Origin of the sequence: Vibrio sp. 661 (assembly GCF_033339315.1) — a bacterium.
In the GTDB taxonomy this organism is placed as follows: domain Bacteria; phylum Pseudomonadota; class Gammaproteobacteria; order Enterobacterales; family Vibrionaceae; genus Vibrio; species Vibrio alginolyticus.
This window is the reverse complement of the sequence record NZ_JAWOUJ010000004.1, coordinates 1-25,109: the sequence shown is the minus strand read 5'-3', so window position 1 is coordinate 25,109 and position 25,109 is coordinate 1. Positions and strand designations below refer to the sequence as shown.

Here is a 25,109-nt window from a genome sequence, read left to right as displayed (position 1 = left end):
TTTACTAATTTAAAACATTTGGAACAGCCAAGCGAAATGGTTCGATTTCGGTGATGAACTCTTGCCCTTTCTCATCCAGCATTTTGTAGTGTCCTTGCATAACGCCGACAGGGGTTTCTAACGCGGTTCCGCTACTGTACGTGTATTCATCATTGCTTGGAATAAAGGGCTGCTGGCCTACAACTCCGTCACCTTCAACCGTCATTTGCTTGCCGTTCGAGTCTGTGATTAGCCAGCGGCGGCTCACTAACTGTACGGTTTGCTGGCTAAGGTTTTTGATGGTGATGATATAAGCGAAAACGTAGCGTTGTAGCTCTGGGTTGGACTGTTCTTCGATGTATTTGGTGTGAACTTGAATTTTGATGCAAGGTTGAATGACGTCCATGTGCACTCCTCAGAAACGTAATATCCCAATAATAATAAGCCAAACCTACAAGGGTTTGGCTCATTGTTTGAGTTCTTAGTGCTGCGGGTTATCCGCAAGCCAGTTCGCCATTGCGACGAATTGTTCTAGCGTCAGGTTCTCTGGACGCATGCTTGGATTAACACCTAGCTCTTCTAGTACTTCTGTGCTTAACAACGATTTGTAGCAGTTACGAACGGTTTTACGACGTTGGTTAAAGCCTTCACGACAAACGCGATCGAGCAAACGCAGATCTTTTGCCGGGCATGGCAGCTCTTCGTAAGGCACTAAACGAACAACGGCAGAATCCACTTTCGGTGGTGGAACGAATGCCGTTGGCGGTACTTCCAGTACCGGTACCACTTTACAGTAGTACTGAGCCATTACCGTTAAACGGCCGTAAGCTTTGCTGCCAGGGCCGGCGGCTAAGCGGTTTACCACTTCTTTTTGCAGCATAAAGTGCATGTCTTGAATGTCTTTATGGAACTCAAAAAGGTGGAACATCAATGGTGTAGAGATGTTGTATGGCAAGTTACCAAAAATGCGCAGCTTGTTGTTTGGCTTCACTAGTTGAGTGAAGTCAAAACGCATAGCGTCACCCTCATGGATGGTCAACTTATCTGCCAGTTCAGGGTGAGTACGTAGGCGTTCCGCCAGATCGCGGTCTAATTCGATAACTGTGAACTTATCTACTTCACGACCTACCGGCTCAGTGATTGCACCAAGACCAGGACCGATTTCAACCAGGTTTTGACCTGGTTTTGGGTTAATCGCTGATACGATCCCATCAATAATGTATGGATCGTTCAGGAAGTTTTGACCAAAACGTTTACGCGCTTTGTGTCCTAAATGGACATCATTTCTCATTGTTTCTTCTCTACCAAATCTATCGCATGCGTGAGCGCTGTTCGGAAACTCCCTGTATCCGCTTGACCTGTCCCTGCCAGATCTAATGCAGTACCGTGGTCCACCGATGTTCTAATAAAAGGTAGACCAAGAGTAATGTTTACTGAACGACCAAAGCCTTTGTATTTTAATACTGGCAATACTTGATCATGGTACATGCCTAAAACAGCATCAGCATCATTTAAATATTTTTCATTGAAAATGGTATCAGCCGGCAGAGGGCCGATCAGGTTGATACCTTTTTCTTGTCGAATTTTTTCCAGTGTCGGAGTGATGGTTTCGATCTCTTCACGACCTAAGCAGCCATCTTCGCCAGCATGAGGGTTAAGCCCGCAAACGTAGATGTTTGGTTGTGCGATAGCAAACTTTTCTACAAGGTCTTTATGAAGAATATCGATGATTTTTTCTAATCGCTCTTCGGTGACAGCTTTGGACACATAAGCTAAAGGAATATGTGTTGTAACCAGCGCCACGCGTAGTCCTTCCGTTGCTAGCATCATTACAACTAGCGGCGTTTGTGACTTCTCGGCGAAAAATTCAGTATGACCACTGAATGCAACACCTGCGCGATTAATCACCCCCTTATGAACAGGGCCGGTGACAATAGCATCAAATTCATCATTCATACAGCCTAAAGCCGCTCTTTCTAGCGTTTTTAGTACATAGTGGCCATTCGCTTCATTGAGCTCACCTGCGACCGCAGGTTCCGATATTTGGATATGGTCAACGATAAGCGTGCCCGCTTTTTGTGCTTTAGGTGCTTCTTCTGGATTGTAATCAGACAGTTGGACTTCGATGCCAAGCTGCTTGGCTCGCTCCATCAGCATATTCTTATCGGCACAGACGACAATTTGGTGCGCCCAATCTTCTTTCGATAGGGCAAGCACTAAGTCTGGGCCGATACCCGCAGGTTCCCCTGCGGTTACGACAATTCTACGAATTGTATTAGTTGTCATTGTTGTCATCCACGATTTCAACAAACGCACTTGCGCGTAGCTCTTGCATCCATGCGCCCGCTTCTTCATTAAATTTACGGTTAAATAGAATGCGGTAAGCTTTATTCTTCATCGCTGAGTCAGTACGGTCAACTTGGCGACGATCCAACACTTCAACGATATGCCAGCCGTGAACGGTTTTGAACGGTTCGCTGATTGAGCCAACTGGCAGAGTTTCTACTTGGTGCTTGAATTCTGGCACGTAAAGATCTGGTGTTTGATAACCTAGTTCACCGTCTTGTGCTGCCGAGCCAGGATCTTGACTGTATTGTGTTGCCAATTGAGCGAACGTTGCTTCACCGGCTTTGATGCGGCGTACAAATTCATTCAGTTGCTTCTTCGCCCCTTCGTCGCTCAGAATCACGGTTGGTTTAATCAAAATATGACGCGCATTTACTTCCGTTACCGCAACCGTTTCTAGGCCTTTGACATCCTCTATTTTTAGGATGTGGAAACCAACGCCACTACGGAATGGACCAATAATGCTGCCTTTGTTTTGCATCTTGATCTGATCAGCAAAGATGGTCGGCATCTCTTCTTTACGCATCCAGCCCCAGTCACCACCTTGTAAAGCTTTAGGACCTTTAGAGTAGGTGTAGGCCATCTCCGTAAAGTCTGCACCTTCGTTTAGCTTTTTCGCGAGCGCTTTAGCTTCTGCTTCTACAGCAGATTTTTCTTTATCGTCAGAGAAGCGCAGTTGAATGTGTCCAATTTTGTATTGAACAGTCGCATTGGTTTCTTGTGATAGTTGCTCAGCAAGGCTATCGACCTCTGCTGGAAGGATATTAATACGGCGACGAACCAGTGCATTGCGAGCTTCTGATGCGGCGATTTCCTTACGAATTTGTTCGCGGAATTCTGGGTAACTTAAACCTTCACTTTCTACAGAAGCAGCGAGTTGTTCTACCGATTGCTCATTATTACGTGCGATCTCTGCAATCGCTTGGTTTAAACGGTTGTCGTCAATACGTACACCAATACGGTCAGCTTCTTGGCCTTGCAACGTGTCAATGATAAGTTTTTCAACAACTTGTTCTTTTAATACGCTGGTAGAAGGTAAGCTCTTTCCACTTTGACGAGCGTTGGCTTGCAGCGTTTTCATCGCTGTTTCGATGTCGCTTTGTAGAACTACACCGTCGTTCACGATGACCGCAACCTTATCGATCTCTACTGGTGCTGCAACCGCTCCGCAAGAGAGTAGGGTCGTGAATAAGATTGATTTCCAAATTTTCATTTAAAATTCCGTCAGTATTTTTGAATAGGCGTCTTATTCATTTAAGACGCCTATTTTGATTAATTGTTCAGATAGAATGGGCGGCCGTACTTAATCGCGTTGTCAGAACCATCCAGCTCTTTGACAGCAGTGTCTTCACGCTGGTTGGTCGCAAAGCCTTGAATACCGAAGTTAACGCTGAAGTTATTTTCGTATTCAGGTGATGCCCCGGTGCTGCCGATAGCTTGGTCTTCCCAACCAAGCAATTGGTTTGAGTAAGTGACGCCAATGTACCAACAGTCAGATTGGTAACGTAGGCTCGCTAACCATTCTAGGTCCGCATTTTCATTGAGGTCGTAGTAGTATTGACCACTCGCAGACCAGTTCGGGTTGAACTCGTAGGCCGCTACAATACCTGCTTGAGAAATACCTTTACGAGTAATTGTGTCTAGGTTTTCGAGAATGATCGTATCTTCGATGTATTCACGCGTAACGTAGCGATAGTTACCCTGAATAAAGCCGCCGTTGAATTGGTATTCCAAGGTACTGTTTGCCAACTGCATGGAGCTCAAATCAATATCGTATTGAATTCCACCGTGATAGAACAAGTAATCGTTGTAGTTGAAATCAGCTTCAATCGCCCATGATGAGTAATTGGTTGTCTCATCCGGAAGATTTGGGCTGTTGCTCAGTTTGGTCTTTTTATCGAAGTAGTAAATCTGACCAAATGAAACGTTAAGACGCTCTTTATAGTCATCATCAAAGAAGCGAGTACTCGCACCGTAGCTTAACTGGTTCGCCGAGGCGATTTTATCAATGCCACTGTACTTACGACTGCGGAATAGCCCGTAGTAGTCGGTTTGTAGCAAGGTGGTATCGTAGTTGTAGATGTTGGTCTGATCTTCTTCAGGTACGTACAAGTACTGCAGCTGAGGCTCCAGTGTTTGGGTGTAGCCCTTGATCCAGCTTGTATCTCGCTCTAAGTAAAGTTGCGCATGCGTACGGAACTCAGGAATAACACGAGAAACTTCATCATCCAACTGGTTTTGCAAGTTTACATCTGTCAAACCCGTTAAGTCTTGAGAGTAATACGTAGAGAGCACACGCGCTTCTGTTGTCCACGTTGCCCATGAGTTTGAGAGTGGTAATGTAAGCCCTGGTTCAATGTGAACACGGGTCGCATTTGGTCGCGCAGCATCGCTGGTATCGAAGCGGCTGACTTGGCTCTTCACGTCAAAGTTAAGGTAGTCTCCCCACAACGGCGTGTAGTAGTTCAAGTCTAACTGAGGAAGCAGGCGATAAGGGCGGTTCTCTTCTTTCAATAAGATTTGGAAGTCACGAACGGTTAACGAGGCATCCCAGAAGTCAGAACGATATTGTACTTGTCCTTCTTGAACCAGTTGACCATCTTCACGGTTACCAATATCGGAGTCGAGATCGAGGAAGTAATCAATATCACTCACTTTTGAGTAATCAACTTTGACTATCCACTGTTTATTGATGATACCGTCGTGTTTAACTTGGTAGCCCCAACGAGACTCGTCCTGATATTTGCGATCACTATTGAGGTATTCGCCTTTGATTTCCCCATTTCCCCAACCATCTGTTAGGTAGCGGAAATCAGTATCGAGTTTTGTACCACGTTGCTGCATATAGAGCGTGGTGAGTGTCATGTCATATTGAGGCGCGATGTTCCAATAGAATGGCACCTCGACTTCCATACCATCACTAGAACCGTACGATAAAGAAGGGAAGAGGAAACCCGTTTTACGCGTATCTCCAATTGGCATGGTTAGATACGGCACATAGAAAACAGGCACATCTAACACTTCAAATCGAGGGTGGTGCAGCGTCGCTGTCTCTTCATCTTGGTCAACATCGATGCCTGACGCAACCAATCGCCATGAATTATCGCCTTGAGGGCACGATGTGATAGAGCCGTCTTCGAGTTCATAAACCGACTGACCTGTGCGGGCGATATAGGCTGCAGTGCCTCGGCCTTGTTGGCAAAGGAACTGATAATCGGTGTTCTCAAGTGAAAACGTATCTTGATTAATGTCGTTAGTAACACGATCAGATCGAGCTTTGACTTGGCCGTCATTGAAAGTCACGTTGCCTTCGGCAACCACGACGTTGTCTTGTTGGTGCAGCGTTACGCTATCTGCGGTAATTTTCTTCTGGCCTTGGGTGACTTGTACATTACCTGAGTACTGAGCTTTGTCACCATTGATGGCTTGCAGGGTGTCAGCTTCTACCACTACTGGGGTATTAAGAGCGTCCTCCTCGCCACTTGTATCGACCAAACATTGATCTGTGGCGGGCATTTCCTGCACACTATCATGGATATTCGCTTCAGCTTGAGTGGTGGGTACAAACAAGGCGGTGCTGATAGAGGCCGCTAAAAATGTGCGGGAGAAATGTTGCATTGAATTGAACTTTCCTGTGTCACTACTACTCGATGGCTATAGGGCTTGTTGTACCCTAGCGTAATAGCCAAATGAATCAACTATAGTCGCATTTATCCCAGCGTATTGATTCACTGTGGCATAATGACGACAAAATAGCTGCAAAGATAAGCAGGCGAAATGGCCTAGCCGAAATAAAACTAATTCCATTATCATAAAGGAAATCGTTGCATCCGGCACTATAAGACCGCCGTCGTCGATAAAAATTCATTGATAGAGAACACATAATGCATATTTTTGGCAAAATTCTGGGTGCCTTTTTTGGCTTGTTACTTGGCGGGCCGCTAGGTTTACTCTTTGGCTTATTTATTGGCCATCAATTCGATAAAGCACGTCGCTTGAGTCAAGCCGGGTTCTCTACTGGCGGCTTTGGAAAAGGGCCAAGTCAAGCTCAACGCCAAGAAGAGTTTTTTAAAGCGGCGTTTGCGGTAATGGGACATGTGGCAAAAGCGAAAGGCCAAGTCACCAAAGAGGAAATCCAACTGGCTTCAGCCATGATGGACCGCATGAATTTGCATGGCGAACAGCGTCGCGCAGCGCAAGACGCGTTTCGTGAAGGTAAAGACAGCGACTTTCCGTTAGAAGATGTTCTTGTTCGTGTGAAAATTTCGACAGCTGGTCGCTTTGACTTGTTGCAATTTTTCTTAGAGCTGCAAATCTCGGCGGCCTTTGCAGATGGCTCAATCCACCCGAGTGAACGAAATGTACTACACAAAATTGCACGTGGTTTGGGTTTCTCTTCTGAGCAATTAGAGCGTCGTTTGCAAATGCAAGAAGCCGCATTTCGTTTCCAAAGCCAGGGCGGTTTTCATGGTCAGCATCAAGGCCAATCTTCAGGTGGTAGCTGGCAACAAGCTTCACAAGCGGATCAGTTGGCCGACGCGTACAAAATTCTGGATGTGTCTTCAGATGCAGACAGTAAAACCGTTAAGCGTGCTTATCGTAAACTGATGAACGAGCATCACCCGGACAAATTGATGGCTAAAGGTTTACCACCAGAGATGATGAACGTCGCGAAAGAGAAATCTCAAGAGATTCAAAACGCTTACGATCTTATTAAGAAGGTTAAAGGCTTTAAGTAGCCGGACGTTTTCTATCAAACATTTGGATTTAAAAAGGGCACTCAGTGCCCTTTTTTCATGTCTTAGTCTTTGAGTTGCCAGTGTCTTTAGCTTTTGGCCTATTATGTCCCTAATGCTAATTGACCTCACATCCCCCCAGTTTAGTTGGCTTGATTCAAGTCCCAATCGTATTCGTATTTCACTTTACCAGAGAAGTTTTTGTATTGCGGTGCGTACTTTGTGATGTGGTTGAAGACTTGTTTTTCTCCACCAAAGTCCGTTGCAAACCAATCATAAATAGAAGACAGCTGTGCCGTGTTACCTTGGATAGATACGCCTTTGCTGCTGTTAATAAATGTTTTAGCTGCACTATCCAGTAGAACTTGCGTGTTGTCAGCAGTGAATGCTTGAGACTGCAGATTAGGGCATCCCAAGCTGGCACAGTTAACCGCGTAATGTGTTCTCGGGTCATTCCAAATTGGACGTAAAATGCGATGTTCAATATCGTTTAAAGTCAGATCCTTCCCGTTGACCACGACCACATCATCCCCCCAAGGGCCAAAGCTAAATAGCCCACCAAGTTTGGTAATCGATTCGACAGGATAGTTATCCAAAATAAGATCTACCGTGATGGCGTTGTAAAGGTTTACCCAGTAGGCGTATTGCTCCGCTTGGTTGTATTGTCGAGGGTCGAGTTTTGCCAAACGTTGGATGTATTGTTTCAGCTTAGTTTTATCGGCTGAGGTGACTTGGCTGTAACGAAACAAGGTATTCTCACCTTGTTCAACCAAATAAGCATCGAGCAATTGCTGCCAATCTTGATGAGAGATTTGACTTTGATTAGCCTGATTCGATTGTTTCCAATACGGCCATAAGTCGGATTTAGGTGCGGCAAATGTTGAGAATGAAACCAGAGCACACAATAGCAATAACAGACGCTTCATAGAGATACCTTTGAATGAGATATTGTTGATAGTGTAGACCAGTTTAGTGCTTGTTTTCTTTCAGTAATCAGTGGCCTTTATTCGCTGTCATTCCGAGGAGCATAAGCGATATCAGGAATCTAATACCCACAAACTCTTGAGTAAAGACAGTATGAATCTGTACAGTGCGCTCTGGTAGTCGATCCTGAATCACGCTCCTTCGTCGCTGTTCAGGATGACGAATTTCAACAGAGGCGTTCGGTATTCTGTAAGCAAAGCGATATGAGATCAGTCACCCAAAACAAATCAAGGGCCGACAATTGCCAGCCCTTGATTTGTGTATTTACTAACGCGTCTTAACGCAAGAAGCTTGGAATATTCGCTTCGTACTCAGCAATCTTATCTTCGTGTTGAAGGGTTAGGCCAATGTTGTCCAAACCGTTTAGCAAGCAATGACGACGGAACGAATCGATTTCAAAACCATATTCTTTGCCGTTGGCTCGAACGACATTCGCTTCTAGGTCGACCTCGACTTCTGCACCTTCATTTGCCTCAACAAACTGGAAGATTTCATCCACTTCTTGTTCAGTCAAACGAACTGGCACCATTTGGTTGTTGATCGAGTTGCCGTAAAAAATATCGGCAAAGCTTGGTGCGATCATCGCTTTGATGCCGTAATCCGCTAGTGCCCACGGTGCGTGCTCACGAGATGAGCCACAGCCGAAGTTTTCACGAGCCAGCAAGATAGACGCGCCTTGGTAGCGAGGTGCGTTCATCACGAACTCTGGATTTGGCTGTTCGCCAGCATCGTCTAGGAAGCGCCAGTCATGGAATAGGTGCTTACCAAACCCTAAGCGAGAGACCTTTTGTAGGAACTGCTTTGGAATGATGGCATCAGTATCTACGTTCGCTGCATCTAGAGGAACAACTAAGCCTGTATGTTGTTTAAAACCTGACATTTGTTCTCTCCTTAACCTAATCCAACTCACGAATATCAACAAAGTGACCAGCAATTGCTGCTGCCGCTGCCATAGCAGGGCTAACCAAGTGGGTACGACCATCACGACCTTGGCGGCCTTCAAAGTTACGGTTGGATGTGGATGCACAGCGCTCATGAGGACCCAAACGGTCGTTGTTCATTGCTAGACACATTGAGCAACCTGGTAGGCGCCACTCAAAGCCCGCTTCTTTAAAGATAACGTCCAAGCCTTCTGCTTCCGCTTGCGCTTTTACTTGCTCAGAACCAGGAACGATTAGCGCTTGAACGTGAGATGCGACTTTGCGACCTTTCGCTACTTCAGCGGCTGCGCGCATGTCTTCGATACGTGAGTTAGTACAAGAACCAACGAAGACTTTATCGACGTTGTAATCAGACAATGACTTGCCTGCTTCTAGACCCATGTAAGCCAACGCTTTTTCTGCAGAGGCTTTTTCTACTGGATCGGCAAAGCTTTCTGGTGCTGGGATCGGTTGATCTACCGCGATAACTTGGCCTGGGTTAGTTCCCCAAGTGACTTGTGGTTTAATGTCTGCAGCGTTTAGCGTCACAACCGCATCAAATTGAGCATCATCGTCAGTTTTTAATGTCTTCCAGTATTCTACTGCTGCGTCAAAGTCGGCACCTTGAGGTGAGAATTTACGGCCTTTGATGTATTCGAACGTGGTTTCATCTGGCGCAATCAAACCGGCTTTCGCACCTAGCTCAATTGCCATGTTACATACGGTCATGCGGCCTTCCATTGAAAGGTCTGTGATCGCTTCACCACAGAATTCAACCACGTAGCCTGTACCGCCAGCTGCTGTAGTTTCACCGATGATCGCTAGCACGATATCTTTCGCTGTGATGCCCGGCGCTACTTTACCTTTCACTTCGATCTTCATCGTTTTAGCGCGCGCTTGTTTTAGCGTTTGAGTCGCTAATACGTGCTCAACTTCTGATGTACCAATACCAAAAGCGAGAGAGCCGAACGCACCGTGTGTAGCAGTGTGCGAGTCACCACAAACAATGGTCATGCCTGGTAGGGTAATACCAAGCTCTGGGCCCATAACGTGCACAATACCTTGGTATTTGTGGTTAATGTCGTAAAGCGTAACACCAAACTCTTCACAGTTTTTCGATAGCGTTTCCATTTGGATACGAGCCATCTCACCGGATGCGTTGATGTCTTTGGTGGTTGTCGAAACGTTGTGGTCCATGGTGGCAAAAGTTTTGCTGACCTGGCGCACTTTACGACCTTTTTCACGCAAGCCGTCAAATGCTTGCGGAGACGTCACTTCGTGTACCAAGTGACGGTCGATGTACAAGATTGGGTTTTCCCCTTCTGCTGCGACGGCAACGTGTGCGTCGTAGACTTTTTCGTATAGTGTTTTGCCCATTGTTTGCTATCTCGTGTATAGCTCCCGACAACGGCTCATCAGGAGCAAATAATTATTATCAAATCGTGCTGTATTAAGAGTTTAAGATGTACTCAGCGATCTTATCGCCCATCTCAGACGTCGAAAGAGCTGGGTTGTCACCAGCAAGGTCGCCTGTTAGCTCACCCGCGGATAGTGCTTTTGAAACGGCCGTTTCGATGTCTTGTGCCGCCGTTTCTTCACCTAGGCTGTAACGCAACATCAGTGCAGCAGATAGGATTTGTGCCACTGGGTTAGCGATGTTCTTACCTGCGATATCTGGTGCACTGCCGCCTGCTGGCTCGTACAGACCGAATTTGCTTTCGTTTAAGCTCGCTGAAGGCAACATACCCATAGAGCCAGTGATCATCGCGCACTCATCAGAAATGATGTCGCCGAAGATGTTTGAACATAGCATTACGTCGAACTGAGCAGGGTCTTTGATAAGCTGCATAGTCGCGTTATCAATGTACATATGTGACAACTCGACATCTGGGTAGTCTTTTGCGATTTCTTCGACTACTTCACGCCATAAGATAGAGCTTTGTAGAACGTTCGCTTTGTCGATAGAGCACACTTTCTTGCGACGTAGACGAGCAGACTCAAAAGCGATTTTTGCAATACGTTCGATCTCAAAGCGGTGGTACACCTCAGTATCAAATGCTTTTTCTGTTGCGCCTTCACCTTCACGACCTTTCGGTTGGCCGAAGTAGATACCACCCGTCAGTTCACGGACTACCACGATGTCAAAGCCGCGACCCGAGATGTCTGCACGTAGCGGTGAGAAAGCTTCAAGACCTGAGTGAATTTGCGCTGGACGTAAGTTACAGAACAGTTGGAAGTGTTTGCGTAGTGGCAGTAGGGCACCGCGTTCAGGTTGGTCATTTGGTGGTAAGTGCTCCCACTTAGGGCCGCCAACCGAGCCGAATAAGACTGCATCAGACTCTTCACATGCTTTTATTGTGCTCTCCGGAAGTGGACAACCGTGATTGTCGATCGCGATACCACCGACATCATGCTCGTCACGCTCAAACGCAATACCATGTTTCTTTTCGATTGCATCCAATACTTTATGTGCCTGCGCCATTACTTCCGGGCCAATGCCGTCACCGGGTAGGACGGCAATTTTGTACGATTTGTCTGTCATGTTAATCCTTTAAGTTTTCTAATTTTGAGCTTAATTATTTCAACGAGCGTGTTCTTTCCTGAGCCGTGTAGCCCGGTTGTTATTACACAGTCGCAATCTTTTTCTGCTTCATTTCTTCGATTTTATCTGCACGATGAATGCTGTTAATAACGTGCAATAATGCTTGGCCGGAAGCCTCAACGATGTCGGTGGAAACACCCGTACCGTGGTATTTGCGACCTTTGTAGTTGGCAATGATGTCTGCTTGACCCAAACCATCTTCACCTTCACCTTTCGCGGTTAGGTCGAATTTATCCAGAACGATGTCGTAGCCTGTCACGCGGTAGATACATTGGTATAGCGCATCAACTGGGCCATTACCGACCGCTGCTTCACACATTTCTTCATCACCGCATTGCATTTTGATGCTGGTGGTAGCCATTACGCTGCCAGACTGCACGCTTAGGTAGCTCAATTTGTAGAAGTCATCTTCTTCACGCAAGTTCGAGAAGTGCATTAGGGCTTCTAGGTCGTAATCGAACACTTGGCCTTTGCGATCAGCAAGTTTCAAGAAATCCGCATACAGCGCGTCTAGGTTGTACTCGTCTTCGTTGTAACCCATGGTATCCATATGGCTCTTCACGGCAGCGCGACCGCTGCGGCTGGTTAGGTTCAGAGCTTGGTTTTTTAGGCCAATAGACTCAGGGGTCATGATTTCGTAGGTATTCTTATTCTTCAACATGCCATCTTGGTGGATGCCTGAAGAGTGGCTAAACGCATTTGCACCCACAATTGCTTTGTTGCTTTGAATAGGCATATTGCATAGCTGGCTAACCAACTTACTGGTGCGGTGAATTTCATCATGCTTAATGCCAGTGTGAACGCCCAAAAACTCTTGACGAGTCTTGATGATCATTGCGATCTCTTCAAGTGAACAGTTACCCGCTCGCTCTCCAATGCCATTGATCGTGCCTTCTATCTGACGTGCGCCAGCTTGAACGGCGGCAATAGAGTTGGCAACTGACATCCCCAAATCGTCGTGACAGTGAACGGAGATGATCGCTTTATCAATGTTCGGAACGCGGTTAAATAGAGTTTCAATAATCCCACCAAACTCACTTGGTACGGTGTAGCCAACGGTATCTGGAATGTTGATTGTACTCGCACCTGCATTGATGGCGGCTTCTACCATGCGACATAGGTTGTCGATTGGAGTACGACCAGCATCTTCACAAGAAAACTCGACATCATCAGTGTAGTTACGTGCATGTTTAACGGCGTTGACTGCCATTTCTAGTACATCGTCGTAGCTGCGGCGTAGTTTGTCTTCTACGTGAATGGTGGAAGTGGCTAAAAACGTGTGGATACGGAATTGGTCGGCCACTTTTAAGGCTTCAGCGGCAGCATCAATGTCTTTCGCAACGGCACGCGAAAGGGCACAAACTCGACTGTTTTTTATGTTTTTTGCGATGGTTTGTACAGACTCGAAATCACCTGGTGAAGAGATTGGGAAGCCAGCTTCGATAACATCAACGCCGAGTCTTTCCAGCGCATAGGCAATCTGCAGTTTTTCTTTAACCGTCAAGCTTGCTGACAACGCTTGCTCGCCATCACGCAATGTGGTGTCGAATATAATGACCTGATCGTTCATGTTTGCTTCCTTCCTGATTTCCGCACTTTCGCGCAAGTGAATCGTTTACTTCCAGTATTTAGATATAAAAAAACCCGCATTCTCATGCGGGTTCTTAGAAATTGGTGTGGTTATTTTTCTTCCACAGCCTACCCGCGCGAACTGGTCACGATCAGGAGGAGGCTAAGCAGGATAGAAAAATGAGCTGACATAGTTGTTAAGCTTTCCACATAATTAAGTTAACAAATTAGTACCGCACTCCATGAAGCGCGTCAACCCTAAAGTCGATTTTTTATTCATATCGGATGAGTCTTTTCGTTTGCTTGAAAAAAATGATGCACTAAGTGAAACGACATGATGCGATAGAAACGTGCTAGAAGAAGTAAGTTCTCATCAAGTTTGCGACGTTTCATTACCAAAACAAGCATCGGGATTGCGACTTGTCACACAAAGGTCCGAATTGTTTGGCAAAAGTTTTGAATGACCATTTATAGTAGTGCAGTTGCACTAGGTAAAAGAAATATAAGGGTTAGGGAAAGAATGAGGTTAACAAAACAATTTGGACGTTCAGCCATAGTATTTACTCTGGTCAGCTTGTCGGGTTGTCAGCTGTTTCAATCGCAGACCTATGTGGAAGTGGCTTCCCCCGTTGTTATGAATGATCACTCACAGAGCGTCGTGGTCATCAATGATCAAATGGATCGATTTTTGAGTAATGAAGGACGCGAATCGTTCTTGAATCAGATGCTTGTTGCCCTTGAGTCTGACAGCCGAAATAAGTTTAAAGGTAAAGATCCGGAAACGTATTCTTGGTGGAAGATCCGTGTCCAGCCTAGTGAGAAACAGCAAGCGGAAGTTTTCCGACCAACCACTGAAGGTGTCGATACCTCAAACCCAGTAGAGTTTATGGATGTCTCTTACCGCTCTAAGACCACATTAAACCTACGCTCCAAACCGAGTCTTGAAGGGGAAAAGCTTGGCGTATTATCGAAAGGGGAAGTCTTTAATGTGCTAGCAAAAGTGGTTGATCAACCTTGGTTTCTCGTTGAACAGAAAGGAGTGATAAAAGGTTATGTCCATAAGGATTATGCGCGCAGCAATGTGATAAATCGTGACATTTTATCTACACAGCCTAACCCTTTACTAGAGCCTAACTCGAGTAAAACGGAGCAAACGAGTATAGAGCATGAACTGTCGGGAAACTATACTTGCCGCTCACTGAGCTATGAGCTTACAAAAGATGGCGACATGACGACGGGCTCTTTGCGCGCCTGCCGCAAGAAGAGAAAAGTCTGGTATATAGACACCCCTCAACCGCAACTATCAAACCCTTCTTAATGTTCTATTTTTATGGTTATGCCCAATAGATAAATTGTTGGGCACACTTTAATTTGGCCTTTGTCATTAATTGTCCAAACTCCCGTCATGCTGTTGTCACCTAAACCTCCTACTTTTCACACAAAGGCGTTGTCAAAGTAAGGAAAGGTCACATGCGAACCATAGAGACAATTACACAGCCAATTGCAACCATTGCTAAGTTTGATTTAGCGCTCTCTAGTGTTTGTCTTAAGCACCGTTTTAATCAACAAGTCGCCAATATCAGCAAAGGAGTCTCCCACAGTGGTGACGGGCATCTTTACTTGGTGTTGGGTTTATTAGCTTGGTATTTAGATAAGGAGCAAGGAGTCTGGTTTTTACTGGCGGGTTTACTTGCTTTTGCTATCGAGCTACCAATTTATTGGACGCTGAAAAATAGTTTTAAGCGTCGTCGCCCTGAAGAGTTTAGTGCACTCCTTCCTGCTTTTATTACTCCCTCTGATCGCTATAGTCTTCCTTCAGGACACACTGCCGCTGCGTTTGTCATGGCGACGCTGATTGATCATTTCTATCCGAGCCTAGGCGTTGCTGCATTCTTTTGGGCAAGTTTAATCGGAACCGCGCGAATCTTATTGGGTGTGCACTTTTTTACTGATGTCATCATTGGTGCACTGCTTGGCAGTCTTTGTGGTGGATTAGCGATTGCGATGTTGGGAGGCTAATTGATGAAAATCTTGTACGGTGTTCAAGGGACAGGAAACGGACATATTGCACGCGCAAGGGCGATGAGTCATGCGTTTAAAGAGCACGATGTTGAGGTCGACTTTTTGTTTTCTGGGCGAGCGCCGGAAAAATACTTTTCAATGGAAGCATTTGGCGATTACCAGACTCGCCGAGGCTTCACCTTTATTACCGAAAAAGGCTCTGTAAACTACGCGAAAACAGCATTGAATAACAATTTGGTGCAGTTTTTCAAAGAAGTTAAGCAACTCGATCTGTCGTCCTACGATCTTATCATTAATGATTTCGAACCTGTGACTGCGTGGGCAGCGAGACAACAAAATAAGCCTTCTATTGGTATCAGCCACCAAAATGCTTTCCGTTATCCGGTGCCACTAAAGGGAGCAAGTTGGTTAGATAAATCCGTCATTGAATACTTTGCGCCTTCTCAACATCACCTTGGTTTGCATTGGCATCATTTTGATCAACCTTTGTTACCACCGATAGTGCATACCGTCGATAGCCAAGCAGAAAACGACGACTTCGTGTTGGTGTATCTACCGTTCGAATCGATTGAAGATATCTCAGACTTATTGTTCCACTTTAATCAACAAGCGTTTATCTGTTATCACCCGGATGTGATCGAATGTGAGCTGGTAGAAAACATAGAACTGCGCCCTTTATGCCACAGCAACTTCCAGCATCATTTGCATCGCTGTAGTGGTGTCATTGCTAATGGTGGGTTTGAGCTTCCTTCAGAAGCCTTGTCTTTGGGGAAAAAATTGTTACTAAAGCCACTCGCGGGTCAATTCGAGCAGCAGAGCAATGTTGCGACCTTAGAAGATTTAGGGCTTGCGATGTCGATGGAGAGCTTAGACATTTCCGCAGTACGCCAGTGGCTAAAGGAGCAACAAGCCGAAAGTGTGAAATACCCAGATGTTGCTCAGGCTATTGTTCATTGGGTACTGCAAGGTGCATGGGATTCAAAAGCAGAGTTATCCAGACAACTGTGGGAGCAGGTTGATTTTCCAAGTTACGTGTCGAACATTTAAGTACGTTGTTCTAAGTACATTGTTCCTTCCATTTTTGACACGATTTTGTTGCAGCCTTTCTGTTTGGAAGGCTGCATTTTTATTCTTCCTCTCTAATTTCTATTCAGTGTGTATTTGCTGATAATTTGACTGATAAGTGCAAAATTCAATCAGAGATATAGCTGTCATCTGTTGTTCTTATTTCAACTAATAACTGAGCTAAATGCATGCTTGTGTTGACCGCCTGTCCTATCAATTTGCTAAATACGTCCTCAAAGAATGCATTTTTACGTGTTTTATAGTTTTTTATGTTTTTATCAAGCTTTTGTTATTTAACGAATAAATACCTAATTGGCTAAAATTTACTGATTAAATATCAATCTAGTTGCGAAACCGCAATCGATTAGTTGATAGTACAGTTCGAGCCGGAAGTATCCGGACGATAAATATAATAAAAAGTTAGGTTATCTATTCGTAAAATGATTCGAATCCAGCCGCCGTCTTTTGTGCGAGATGGGATTCTATTCGTTATGAATTTAATGAACAAAGTTGACGATTACAAAAGAGGCGCACTCAATGTTAGAGAAGAAAGACGCGATGAGCGCAATTGCTAGCTACCGTATGGAAAGCACTTTGCGTGGTGTAGATTTAAACCTACTGACTGTATTTGATGCTGTAATGCAAGAGCAAAATATTACTCGTGCAGCACATAACCTAGGCATGTCTCAACCGGCAGTAAGTAACGCCGTGGCACGCTTAAAAGTGATGTTTAACGACGAGCTATTCATGCGCCAAGGCCGTGGTATTCAGCCTACGCAACGAGCTCGTCAACTGTTTGGCCCTATTCGCCAAGCACTACAGCTGATTCGCAATGAACTTCCTAGCTCTGTATTCCAACCAGAATCCTCGACTCGCTTATTCAAGCTTGCGATTTGCAGCCCTTGTGACATGCGTTTTGCTCCGAAGATCATGGCAAAAGTGAATCAACAAGCACCAAACGTTCAGCTTCACCTAGATGCAGAATTTGACCGTTTGTTGTCTGAGCGTATGCGCTACCAAGAAATTGATTTCGTGATCGACTACGCTCGTTTTGATGAGCAAGGTTTCTCAAGTACTGAAATCTTCAAAGATGAATTAGTGGTTATCGCATCAAAAACCCACCCACGCATTCAAGGTGGTGTGACGGCTGAGCAACTGCTTAACGAAAAGCATGCGAAGTTATCGAAAGTGCATGGCCAACGTAGTTTCTCAGAGCAAGCGTACCGTGAACTGGATTGCCAAGCGGCGTATGAAGGTTCTAGTTTAAGCAACCTACTATACGTGGTGGGTCAATCTGAGCTTGTGACTATTGCACCACGTTGGATGGCGGAAAATGCGGTAAACAGCGATCAACTGCAAATTCTTGATTTCCCATTTGCAAACAAAGAAATCAGCGGCTTCTTAAGCTGGCATGAATCAAGTGAAAAAGATAAAGGCCACATTTGGCTACGCGATCAACTGATGATCACTTGTGGTGAAGTCGTTGCCGCAAAATAAGATGACGTTTGGTCTTCTCGATTAGACCATATTGGTAATCATCAATTTTTACAATTCATTGGTCCCCGAGCGATTTTTGTCTCTCGGGGCTTTTTGTTTTCGTAATCAACAATCGAAACAGTAAGTTAAATAGAGTAATCATTCAGCAATTTGAGGTACGTTCGCGACGTATAAGTGATAGTTGTCTCTTATTAGTGATAAGTTTGATACTGGTCAGTTGCGTTTTAGCAAGCCGTGAGTACACTTGTTCGCTCAATTAGCTTACGCCTGTAAGCCAAAAGGTAAGTAAAAGAATGGCCAAGTTAGATTTTCATATCGTTAAACGTATTCGTGAACAAATTGCGAACGGTGGTACACGCGTTGCACTCAAGCATAAAGTGGGTGAGGAGTGGCAAGGTATTACGTGGACGCAATTTGGTCAGCAAGTTGATGCTTTATCACTTGCACTTTTGGCTCAGGGATTAGGAGTCCAAGATAAGATCGGCATTTTCTCGAACAACATGCCGCAATGGACGATCGCTGATATCGCAGCTCTGCAATTACGCAGCGTGACAGTACCTATTTACCCAACCAATACTGCCGCCCAGTCGGCGTACATCATTAACAATGCAGACGTAAAAGTTCTGTTTGTTGGTGAACAGCCTCAATTTGATGCAGCAGTGAGCATTTTCGACCAGTGCGAACAGTTAGAGCTCATTGTTGCGATGTCTGATGATATAGAACTTGGCGATCATGATTTCGTTATCTCTTGGCAAGCATTTGTTGCCAAAGGCGACGCTATATATCAAGTTGAATTGGACGCGCGTTTAGATCAGGCAAAAGAAGATGATCTACTCACGCTGATCTACACCTCGGGTACAACAGGCCAGCCAAAAGGCGTTATGTTGGACTACGCAAACATTGCGGCGCAATTGGAAGGGCACGATCAGCGCTTGAGCCTTTCTCAAAGTGACGTGTCATTATGTTTCCTTCCGTTGTCACACGTATTTGAGCGCGCTTGGACCTTTTATGTATTGTACAAAGGGGCGACCAACTGCTATTTGCAAGACACCATGCAAGTACGTGATGCACTGAGCCAGGTGCGACCTACCGTGATGTGTGCCGTACCGCGTTTCTATGAGAAGATCTTCTCTGCGATTCACGAGAAAGTGTCTCGCGCGCCGATTCACCGTAAGATCATGTTTACTTGGGCAGTCAACATGGGCGCAAAAATGGCCGCTTGTCATCAAGAAAAACGTCAGCCATCGCTCTTGCTGCGTAAGTCATACGCTTTGGCGGATAAGTTGGTTCTGAGCAAACTGCGTGCGCTACTTGGCGGGCAAATCAACTTTATGCCTTGTGGCGGTGCAAAGTTGGATGAAACCATCGGTCGATTCTTCCATGCGATTGGTATCAACGTTAAGTTGGGCTACGGCATGACTGAAACCACTGCGACAGTATCGTGTTGGGATGATAAATGTTTTAACCCCGACTCTATTGGTATGTCGATGCCTGGCGCACAGGTTAAGATCGGCGAAAACAACGAGATTCTGGTTCGTGGTCCAATGGTGATGCGTGGCTATTACAAAATGCCAGAAGAGACGGAAAAGACCTTTGATGAGCACGGTTTCCTAAAAACGGGCGACGCTGGTTACATTGATGAAAATGGCAATTTGTTCATCACCGATCGTATCAAAGAGTTGATGAAAACTTCAGGTGGTAAATACATCGCTCCACAAATGATTGAAGGTGCGATTGGTAAAGACCACTTTATCGAGCAAATCGCAGTCATTGCGGATACTCGTAAGTTTGTTTCTGCGCTTATCGTGCCTTGTTATGACTCGCTAGAAGAGTACGCGAAAGAGCTGAATATCAAATATCACGATCGCGTTGAGTTGATTAAGCACCACCAGGTGGTCGAAATGCTTGAGAAGCGTGTGAACGATCTTCAAAAAGAGTTGGCAAAGTTTGAACAAGTGAAGAAGTTTAAACTGTTACCAAGAGCTTTCTCTATGGATGATGGTGAGTTAACGCCAACTCAAAAACTTCGTCGTAAAGTCATCAATGACAAATACCAAGATGAAATTGAAGAAATGTATAAGGAAAAGTCGGATAAAAAGTAACTTAAGCTGACTTAGATTTTATATTGATGAAAAAATCCCCAGTGATGTGATCGCGCATTGCTGGGGATTTTTGTTTGTATTGATTTTTTCTGTTCTGCTCGTCAAATAACGCTATTTAGCACCCTGTAGCTAAAAGCTTATGAAATAATGTTCTTTTTTTAAGCGTTAATTTTTTAGGTTGTACTGTGAAATAGGAGATGTGTGGCTGCTATTCCTACTAACATTCTAATTACTAGTATCTTGTTTAAAAAGTAGACCAATCTCTCATTAGACCCTTTGATAATAAAACGTTACATTTGTTGGGTAACCTTGCGGGATGTTATGACGAACGCAAGACATAGCCGAAAACGTGGAAGTATTTCGATTAGGCTACGAATAAGACCTAGACTATGTAAAACCAGACCAATCCGTTGACCTTACGGTGAGGAAACTGGCTAAGGAGAGCAATTATGACAGCAATGTTGTCAGGCGCAGAGATGGTGGTTCAATCTCTGATAGAAGAGCACGTAGAGCAGATCTTTGGCTACCCAGGTGGCTCTGTTTTGGATATCTACGATGCACTGCATGCCAAAACCGATCAAATCAAACACGTACTTGTAAGGCATGAGCAAGCCGCCACTCATATGGCAGATGGTTACGCTCGAGCTACCGGTAAACCGGGTGTCGTACTTGTGTGCTCGGGGCCGGGCGCGACCAATACCATTACGGGTATTGCAACAGCATATATGGACTCTATCCCAATGATCGTTATCTCGGGTAACGTACCGAATAGCCTAATTGGTAATGATGCTTTCCAAGAGTGTGACATCGTCGGTGTCTCCCGCCCAGTGGTCAAACACAGCTTTTTAGTAAAAAAAGCGGAAGATATTCCTGAAACAATCAAAAAAGCGTTTTATATTGCGACTACGGGTCGACCTGGTCCAGTTGTGATTGATTTGCCAAAAGATGTGATGAACCCGCAAATCAAACTGCCTTATCAATATCCAGAAACGCTTTCAATGCGTTCTTACAAGCCGACAACTTCGGGCCATAAAGGCCAGATTAAAAAAGCGCTTAAATCGCTATTAGAAGCGAAAAAACCAGTGCTTTATATCGGTGGTGGTGCAGTGATTTCTGGCGCTCATGAACATATTTTAGAGCTTTCCGACAAACTGAACCTACCCGTTGTGAGTACTTTGATGGGCTTGGGGGCATTCCCGGGTACACATAAAAACTCACTGGGAATGTTGGGTATGCACGGCACTTACGAAGCTAATATGGCAATGCATGAAGCGGATCTTATTTTTGGTATCGGTGTGCGTTTTGATGACCGTACAACCAACAACCTTGAAAAGTACTGCCCAAACGCAAAAGTGATGCATATTGATATCGATCCGTCATCGATCTCGAAAAACGTGAAAGTGGATTTGCCGATCGTAGGTTCTGCGGAAAAAGTGTTGACAACCATGCTCGGGCTGCTTGCAGAGCAAGGTAGTGGAAATGATCAAGATGCTATCACTGCATGGTGGGATGACATTCAAGTATGGCGTGACCGCAACTGCTTGTCTTATGAAACGTCTCCAGAACGAATCAAGCCACAGCAAGTAATTGAAACGCTGCACAAGCTAACTAATGGCGACGCATATGTAGCGTCTGATGTGGGCCAGCATCAGATGTTTGCGGCGCTGTACTACCCATTCAATAAGCCGCGCCGTTGGATAAACTCTGGTGGTCTTGGCACCATGGGATTTGGTCTTCCGGCTGGCATGGGCGTGAAGTTTGCCATGCCACAAGAAGAGGTCGTGGTTGTGACTGGTGACGGCAGTATTCAGATGAATATTCAAGAATTGTCGACAGCCATGCAATACGACATTCCAGTGAAGATCATCAACCTGAACAACCGATTCTTAGGCATGGTAAAACAGTGGCAAGACATTATTTATCAAGGCCGTCACTCTAATTCTTACATGAGTTCTGTTCCTGACTTTGCAGCGATTGCAGAAGCTTATGGTCACGTCGGTATTCGTATCGAAACGCCTGATCAGCTCGAAGAAGGGCTACAAAAAGCGTTGGATATGAAAGATCGTCTGGTGTTTGTGGACATCAACGTAGACGAAACCGAACACGTATACCCGATGCAAATCAAAGGTGAGGGTATGGATAAAATGTGGCTAAGCAAAACGGAGAGAACTTAATATGAGACACATTATTTCATTGCTATTGGAAAACCAACCGGGTGCGTTGTCTCGTGTTGTTGGTTTGTTCTCTCAACGTGGTTATAACATTGAATCTTTGACGGTATCACCGACTGATGATGAAACCCTGTCGCGAATGAACATTACCACGACATCTGATGAGATGCAGTTGGAACAAATTCAGAAGCAGTTACACAAACTGATCGATGTGCTGAAAGTACAAGAAGTCACCGAGTATGAGCACATTGAGCGTGAACTGATGATGGTGAAAGTGAAAGCCAGTGGTTTTGCGCGAGCAGAAGTGAAGCGGACGGCAGACATCTTCCGTGGCCAGATCGTGGATGTCACGGCTTCCCAATACACCGTACAACTTGCGGGTACGAGTGAAAAGCTAGATGCCTTCATTCAAGCGATATCCGAAGTGACCGAAGTTGTCGAAGTTGCTCGTAGTGGTGTCGTTGGCATTGCGCGAGGAGAGCGAGCCCTCAAACCTTAACTCTCTGATTGCATATAGAAAAGCCACTTAATCTAAGTGGCTTTTTTGTTTAGAAAATAACAATTAATGATATAATTGTCGTTTTAGTAAGCATGATAGGCATTAGACGTGTGAAAGTACCTAAGCGAGTCGGCACCTTATTGGCGACAGCACTATTTTTTAGTGCACTCACTGCCGCTTACTACTATCAGAAATATCTGACGTTGTTAGAAAACAATGTTGAGAACACCGCTCAAGAAGCGTTACATCAATTGGCCTATACTGGCCGTGAATACAGCAATATTCAGGATCAAATCGAAACGATCAGTGACCTACTTGGTCACAGCCAAAGTCTGTATGAATATCTGCGCCAACCTAACCGGGTGAACCGTTCCATCTTAGAAGACATGTGGATCTCGGTCGCAATCAATCAAAAGTTGTATAAGCAAATTCGCTTTCTTGATGTTTCTGGTCGAGAAAAAGTGAGGATTAATTATGAGATTGAAACAGGCGCTGCGTTGCCCGCGATCAAATTGCAAAATAAGTCAGAGCGAGATTACTTTCAATTCGCTAAGAACTTAGACGATGGCGAAATCGCTTCGTGGGGGATAGGTTTAGAACGAGAGTATGGCGAGTTAGTCTATCCCTATAGCCCGTCACTGCGTATTTTGATGCCTATTTCGCTTAACGGAAAGCGCGAAGGGTATCTTGTGCTTAATGTTGATATTGACTATTTATCCTCTCGACTCAACTATTCGTCAGTGCTTGATTTCCATATTGAGCTGATTAAGAGTGACGGATTTTACATTGATAGCCCTAAATCAGCTCGTTTGTATGGCCATATAATTCCCGCTCGCTCTCAATTTAATTTTGGCCGGATGTACCCAAACATTTGGCGTAGTTTAAATTCAAAAGATTCGGGCTATGCTTACAATGGTTCGAATTTGGTCGCGTATCGCACCATCCAGTTTGTTTCTAGCGAACCTCTTCATCTGGTTATTGATCTTACCAATGAGCAGTTATTATCCCGAGCTCAGAGGGATATTGATGACTTAATCCAAGAAGCGTTTTTTGTTTTAAGTTTGGTGCTCGGCTTCACTTTGCCGACGGCAGCCCTTGCTCTGCATTATCGGCGTCATAGTATGGAATCGAAGTTGGCTCGAGCTGCTCTTGATGGTATGACTGCGGTGATGATCTCGGATGCTTCACATAGAATCATCATGGTTAATCAAGAGTTTGAAAATATGATGGGTTACTCAACCAAGCATGCCCAAGGTTGGAGTGCACATCATTTAATTCTCTTACCTGAAGATCTCGAAGCAAACCTGAGTATCTGGAAAGCATTGAAGAGTGAACACGTATGGGAAGGGGAGATTCGTTGTCGAACTAAGTTTAATCAAGTCTTTACCGCAATAATGCGTATTCAGGCGAATTTAACCAAATCAGGTAAAGTGAGTTATTACATTACGTCGCTGGTGGATATCTCTGGGCAAAAAGAGTTAGAAGAAAAATTACGAAACCTAAGCGAAAAAGATGGCTTGACGGGGTTGTGGAACCGCCGAAAATTTGAAGAGCAATTGGCGCAATATGCGGGGATTATTGAACGCTATCCTGATAGCCCTCCTGCTTGTTTGGCGTTGTTTGATATTGACCATTTTAAGCGTATTAATGACGAGCTTGGCCACGACGAAGGAGACAAGGTGATTTGTAGTGTCGCAGAAACCCTCCTAGAAGAAGTCCGCAGCACAGATTTTGTATCTCGTGTCGGTGGTGAGGAATTTGCAGTGATTATGCCGCATACAACACTAGAAGAGGCTGAAATTGTATTGAACAGGCTACGTGTCGCGGTTCAAATGCGTAGTGATAGAGGCATTACTGTAAGTGCTGGGTATAGTGATTTAACCTCTGATCGTACAAGAACGTATAAATGTGCTGATATTGCTTTGTATGAGTCAAAAAGTGCAGGGCGTAACTGCGTATCGCTATGTCATAGTTATGATGATATTGCTTAGTGCTTTTACAAAAACGAAAAAACGGGGATAGACCCCCGCTTTTTCAGTCTCAGCGTTATTCGCTAGCCAGTATGCGACATTGGTTATCGATGGCGGCTTCGATACACTGTATTGACTGTCTCAAATAACGCTCTAGATAACCTAAAGCATCCTGACTCTTTTTGTCTAGTGATGCCTTCATCAGTATTTCTTGCTCATCGAGATTACAGTGCCCAGGGTTCCCTGTGCCTAAAATCTGCATCGCGAAGTATTGGTAGCGTTTAATTTGCGTGAGTAGATCGCAGAAAAAACCAAACATATTGACAGAGCCAGCACCTTCAAACAGTGCAGTAAGAAACTGATTTTGGCGCTCTTCCCATTCCCTCCAACAAAAGCTTTCGCCAGGTTTTACTCGGGATAACTTGTGATAAGCAGTTAGTACATCCAGTTCCCATTTTTCATCGCCAATCGTAATTGCCTTACTGAGTAAGCATGCGGAGACCATTTGCAGGCTTTCGTACAAGTCATGTAACTGTGCCGTCCTAAATAAGGTTGACACTTTCCACCCCCAAAATTGGAGAGTGTTATGAAATCAACAACTAAAAGAACTCAGCGCGATTACTCCCTCGCTTTTAAACTCACTGTAG

Annotated in this window: 20 protein-coding genes; 9 read left to right on the top strand and 11 right to left on the bottom strand. The window is 44.9% G+C overall.

All coding sequences use genetic code 11. From position 1 onward, the window contains the following. Nucleotides 1-4: 4 nt before the first annotated feature. From apaG to lptD, 5 genes are all read right to left on the bottom strand, one after another. On the bottom strand, nucleotides 5-385 hold the full coding sequence (gene apaG / locus R7P69_RS10220; RefSeq protein WP_005379668.1) for a Co2+/Mg2+ efflux protein ApaG: 381 nt from the start codon (nucleotides 383-385) through the stop codon (nucleotides 5-7). 75 nt (nucleotides 386-460) lie between these two features. Further along, entirely contained in the window at nucleotides 461-1,270 is an 810-nt protein-coding gene (gene rsmA, locus R7P69_RS10215; protein ID WP_005379669.1) for a 16S rRNA (adenine(1518)-N(6)/adenine(1519)-N(6))-dimethyltransferase RsmA, read from the bottom strand. Then, a complete protein-coding gene (pdxA, locus tag R7P69_RS10210; RefSeq protein WP_005379670.1) occupies nucleotides 1,267-2,265 on the bottom strand; it encodes a 4-hydroxythreonine-4-phosphate dehydrogenase PdxA in 999 nt (332 codons plus the stop codon). Before pdxA ends, rsmA begins: the two co-directional genes overlap by 4 nt. After that, nucleotides 2,255-3,538 carry a peptidylprolyl isomerase SurA gene (gene surA / locus R7P69_RS10205; protein ID WP_005379672.1) on the bottom strand — a complete coding sequence of 428 codons (1,284 nt, stop codon included), beginning with the start codon at nucleotides 3,536-3,538 and terminating at the stop codon, nucleotides 2,255-2,257. Before surA ends, pdxA begins: the two co-directional genes overlap by 11 nt. A gap of 59 nt (nucleotides 3,539-3,597) precedes the next feature. Further along, nucleotides 3,598-5,943, bottom strand: coding sequence for an LPS assembly protein LptD (gene lptD / locus R7P69_RS10200; RefSeq protein WP_005379673.1), 2,346 nt, complete (start codon nucleotides 5,941-5,943; stop codon nucleotides 3,598-3,600). A 266-nt stretch (nucleotides 5,944-6,209) separates the two neighbouring features. Between lptD and djlA the strand changes: the two genes are divergently transcribed. Beyond that, a complete protein-coding gene (gene djlA / locus R7P69_RS10195; RefSeq protein ID WP_005383076.1) occupies nucleotides 6,210-7,064 on the top strand; it encodes a co-chaperone DjlA in 855 nt (284 codons plus the stop codon). A 140-nt stretch (nucleotides 7,065-7,204) separates the two neighbouring features. Here the strand turns inward: djlA and R7P69_RS10190 are convergent, their stop codons facing one another. The 5 genes from R7P69_RS10190 to leuA form a co-directional block, all read right to left on the bottom strand. After that, nucleotides 7,205-7,987 carry a DUF547 domain-containing protein gene (locus tag R7P69_RS10190; protein WP_186584481.1) on the bottom strand — a complete coding sequence of 261 codons (783 nt, stop codon included), beginning with the start codon at nucleotides 7,985-7,987 and terminating at the stop codon, nucleotides 7,205-7,207. A 335-nt stretch (nucleotides 7,988-8,322) separates the two neighbouring features. Beyond that, the gene (gene leuD, locus R7P69_RS10185) at nucleotides 8,323-8,925 is read right to left on the bottom strand and encodes a 3-isopropylmalate dehydratase small subunit (RefSeq protein ID WP_005383071.1); all 603 of its coding nucleotides are present in this window, start codon (nucleotides 8,923-8,925) and stop codon (nucleotides 8,323-8,325) included. Between the two features lie 16 nt (nucleotides 8,926-8,941). After that, nucleotides 8,942-10,342, bottom strand: coding sequence for a 3-isopropylmalate dehydratase large subunit (leuC, locus tag R7P69_RS10180; protein ID WP_039841408.1), 1,401 nt, complete (start codon nucleotides 10,340-10,342; stop codon nucleotides 8,942-8,944). 73 nt (nucleotides 10,343-10,415) lie between these two features. After that, the gene (gene leuB, locus R7P69_RS10175; protein WP_005383068.1) at nucleotides 10,416-11,507 is read right to left on the bottom strand and encodes a 3-isopropylmalate dehydrogenase; all 1,092 of its coding nucleotides are present in this window, start codon (nucleotides 11,505-11,507) and stop codon (nucleotides 10,416-10,418) included. Nucleotides 11,508-11,589: 82 nt separating this feature from the next. Continuing rightward, the gene (gene leuA, locus R7P69_RS10170) at nucleotides 11,590-13,137 is read right to left on the bottom strand and encodes a 2-isopropylmalate synthase (RefSeq protein ID WP_005379685.1); all 1,548 of its coding nucleotides are present in this window, start codon (nucleotides 13,135-13,137) and stop codon (nucleotides 11,590-11,592) included. Between the two features lie 519 nt (nucleotides 13,138-13,656). Between leuA and R7P69_RS10165 the strand changes: the two genes are divergently transcribed. The 8 genes from R7P69_RS10165 (at nucleotide 13,657) to R7P69_RS10130 (ending at nucleotide 24,483) form a co-directional block, all read left to right on the top strand. Next, nucleotides 13,657-14,454 (top strand): SH3 domain-containing protein, encoded by a 798-nt coding sequence (locus R7P69_RS10165; RefSeq protein WP_033906036.1) that lies wholly within the window; start codon nucleotides 13,657-13,659, stop codon nucleotides 14,452-14,454. A 152-nt stretch (nucleotides 14,455-14,606) separates the two neighbouring features. Next, entirely contained in the window at nucleotides 14,607-15,155 is a 549-nt protein-coding gene (locus R7P69_RS10160) for a phosphatase PAP2 family protein (protein WP_042522417.1), read from the top strand. A 3-nt stretch (nucleotides 15,156-15,158) separates the two neighbouring features. Then, the gene (locus tag R7P69_RS10155; protein ID WP_042522415.1) at nucleotides 15,159-16,205 is read left to right on the top strand and encodes an MJ1255/VC2487 family glycosyltransferase; all 1,047 of its coding nucleotides are present in this window, start codon (nucleotides 15,159-15,161) and stop codon (nucleotides 16,203-16,205) included. 555 nt (nucleotides 16,206-16,760) lie between these two features. Further along, on the top strand, nucleotides 16,761-17,720 hold the full coding sequence (gene calR, locus R7P69_RS10150; RefSeq protein ID WP_005379693.1) for a LysR family transcriptional regulator CalR: 960 nt from the start codon (nucleotides 16,761-16,763) through the stop codon (nucleotides 17,718-17,720). Nucleotides 17,721-18,013: 293 nt separating this feature from the next. Further along, entirely contained in the window at nucleotides 18,014-19,822 is a 1,809-nt protein-coding gene (locus R7P69_RS10145) for an AMP-dependent synthetase/ligase (RefSeq protein WP_005383062.1), read from the top strand. A gap of 449 nt (nucleotides 19,823-20,271) precedes the next feature. Next, nucleotides 20,272-21,996: an acetolactate synthase 3 large subunit gene (locus tag R7P69_RS10140; RefSeq protein WP_005379695.1), complete on the top strand. Its 1,725-nt coding sequence runs from the start codon at nucleotides 20,272-20,274 to the stop codon at nucleotides 21,994-21,996. Between the two features lies 1 nt (nucleotide 21,997). After that, nucleotides 21,998-22,492, top strand: coding sequence for an acetolactate synthase small subunit (ilvN, locus tag R7P69_RS10135; protein ID WP_005379697.1), 495 nt, complete (start codon nucleotides 21,998-22,000; stop codon nucleotides 22,490-22,492). Nucleotides 22,493-22,602: 110 nt separating this feature from the next. Next, the gene (locus R7P69_RS10130) at nucleotides 22,603-24,483 is read left to right on the top strand and encodes a diguanylate cyclase (protein ID WP_149192005.1); all 1,881 of its coding nucleotides are present in this window, start codon (nucleotides 22,603-22,605) and stop codon (nucleotides 24,481-24,483) included. A gap of 55 nt (nucleotides 24,484-24,538) precedes the next feature. On the opposite strand, the gene R7P69_RS10125 is transcribed toward R7P69_RS10130, so the two are convergent. Then, entirely contained in the window at nucleotides 24,539-25,021 is a 483-nt protein-coding gene (locus R7P69_RS10125; protein ID WP_318121575.1) for a GntR family transcriptional regulator, read from the bottom strand. Nucleotides 25,022-25,109: the final 88 nt, after the last annotated feature.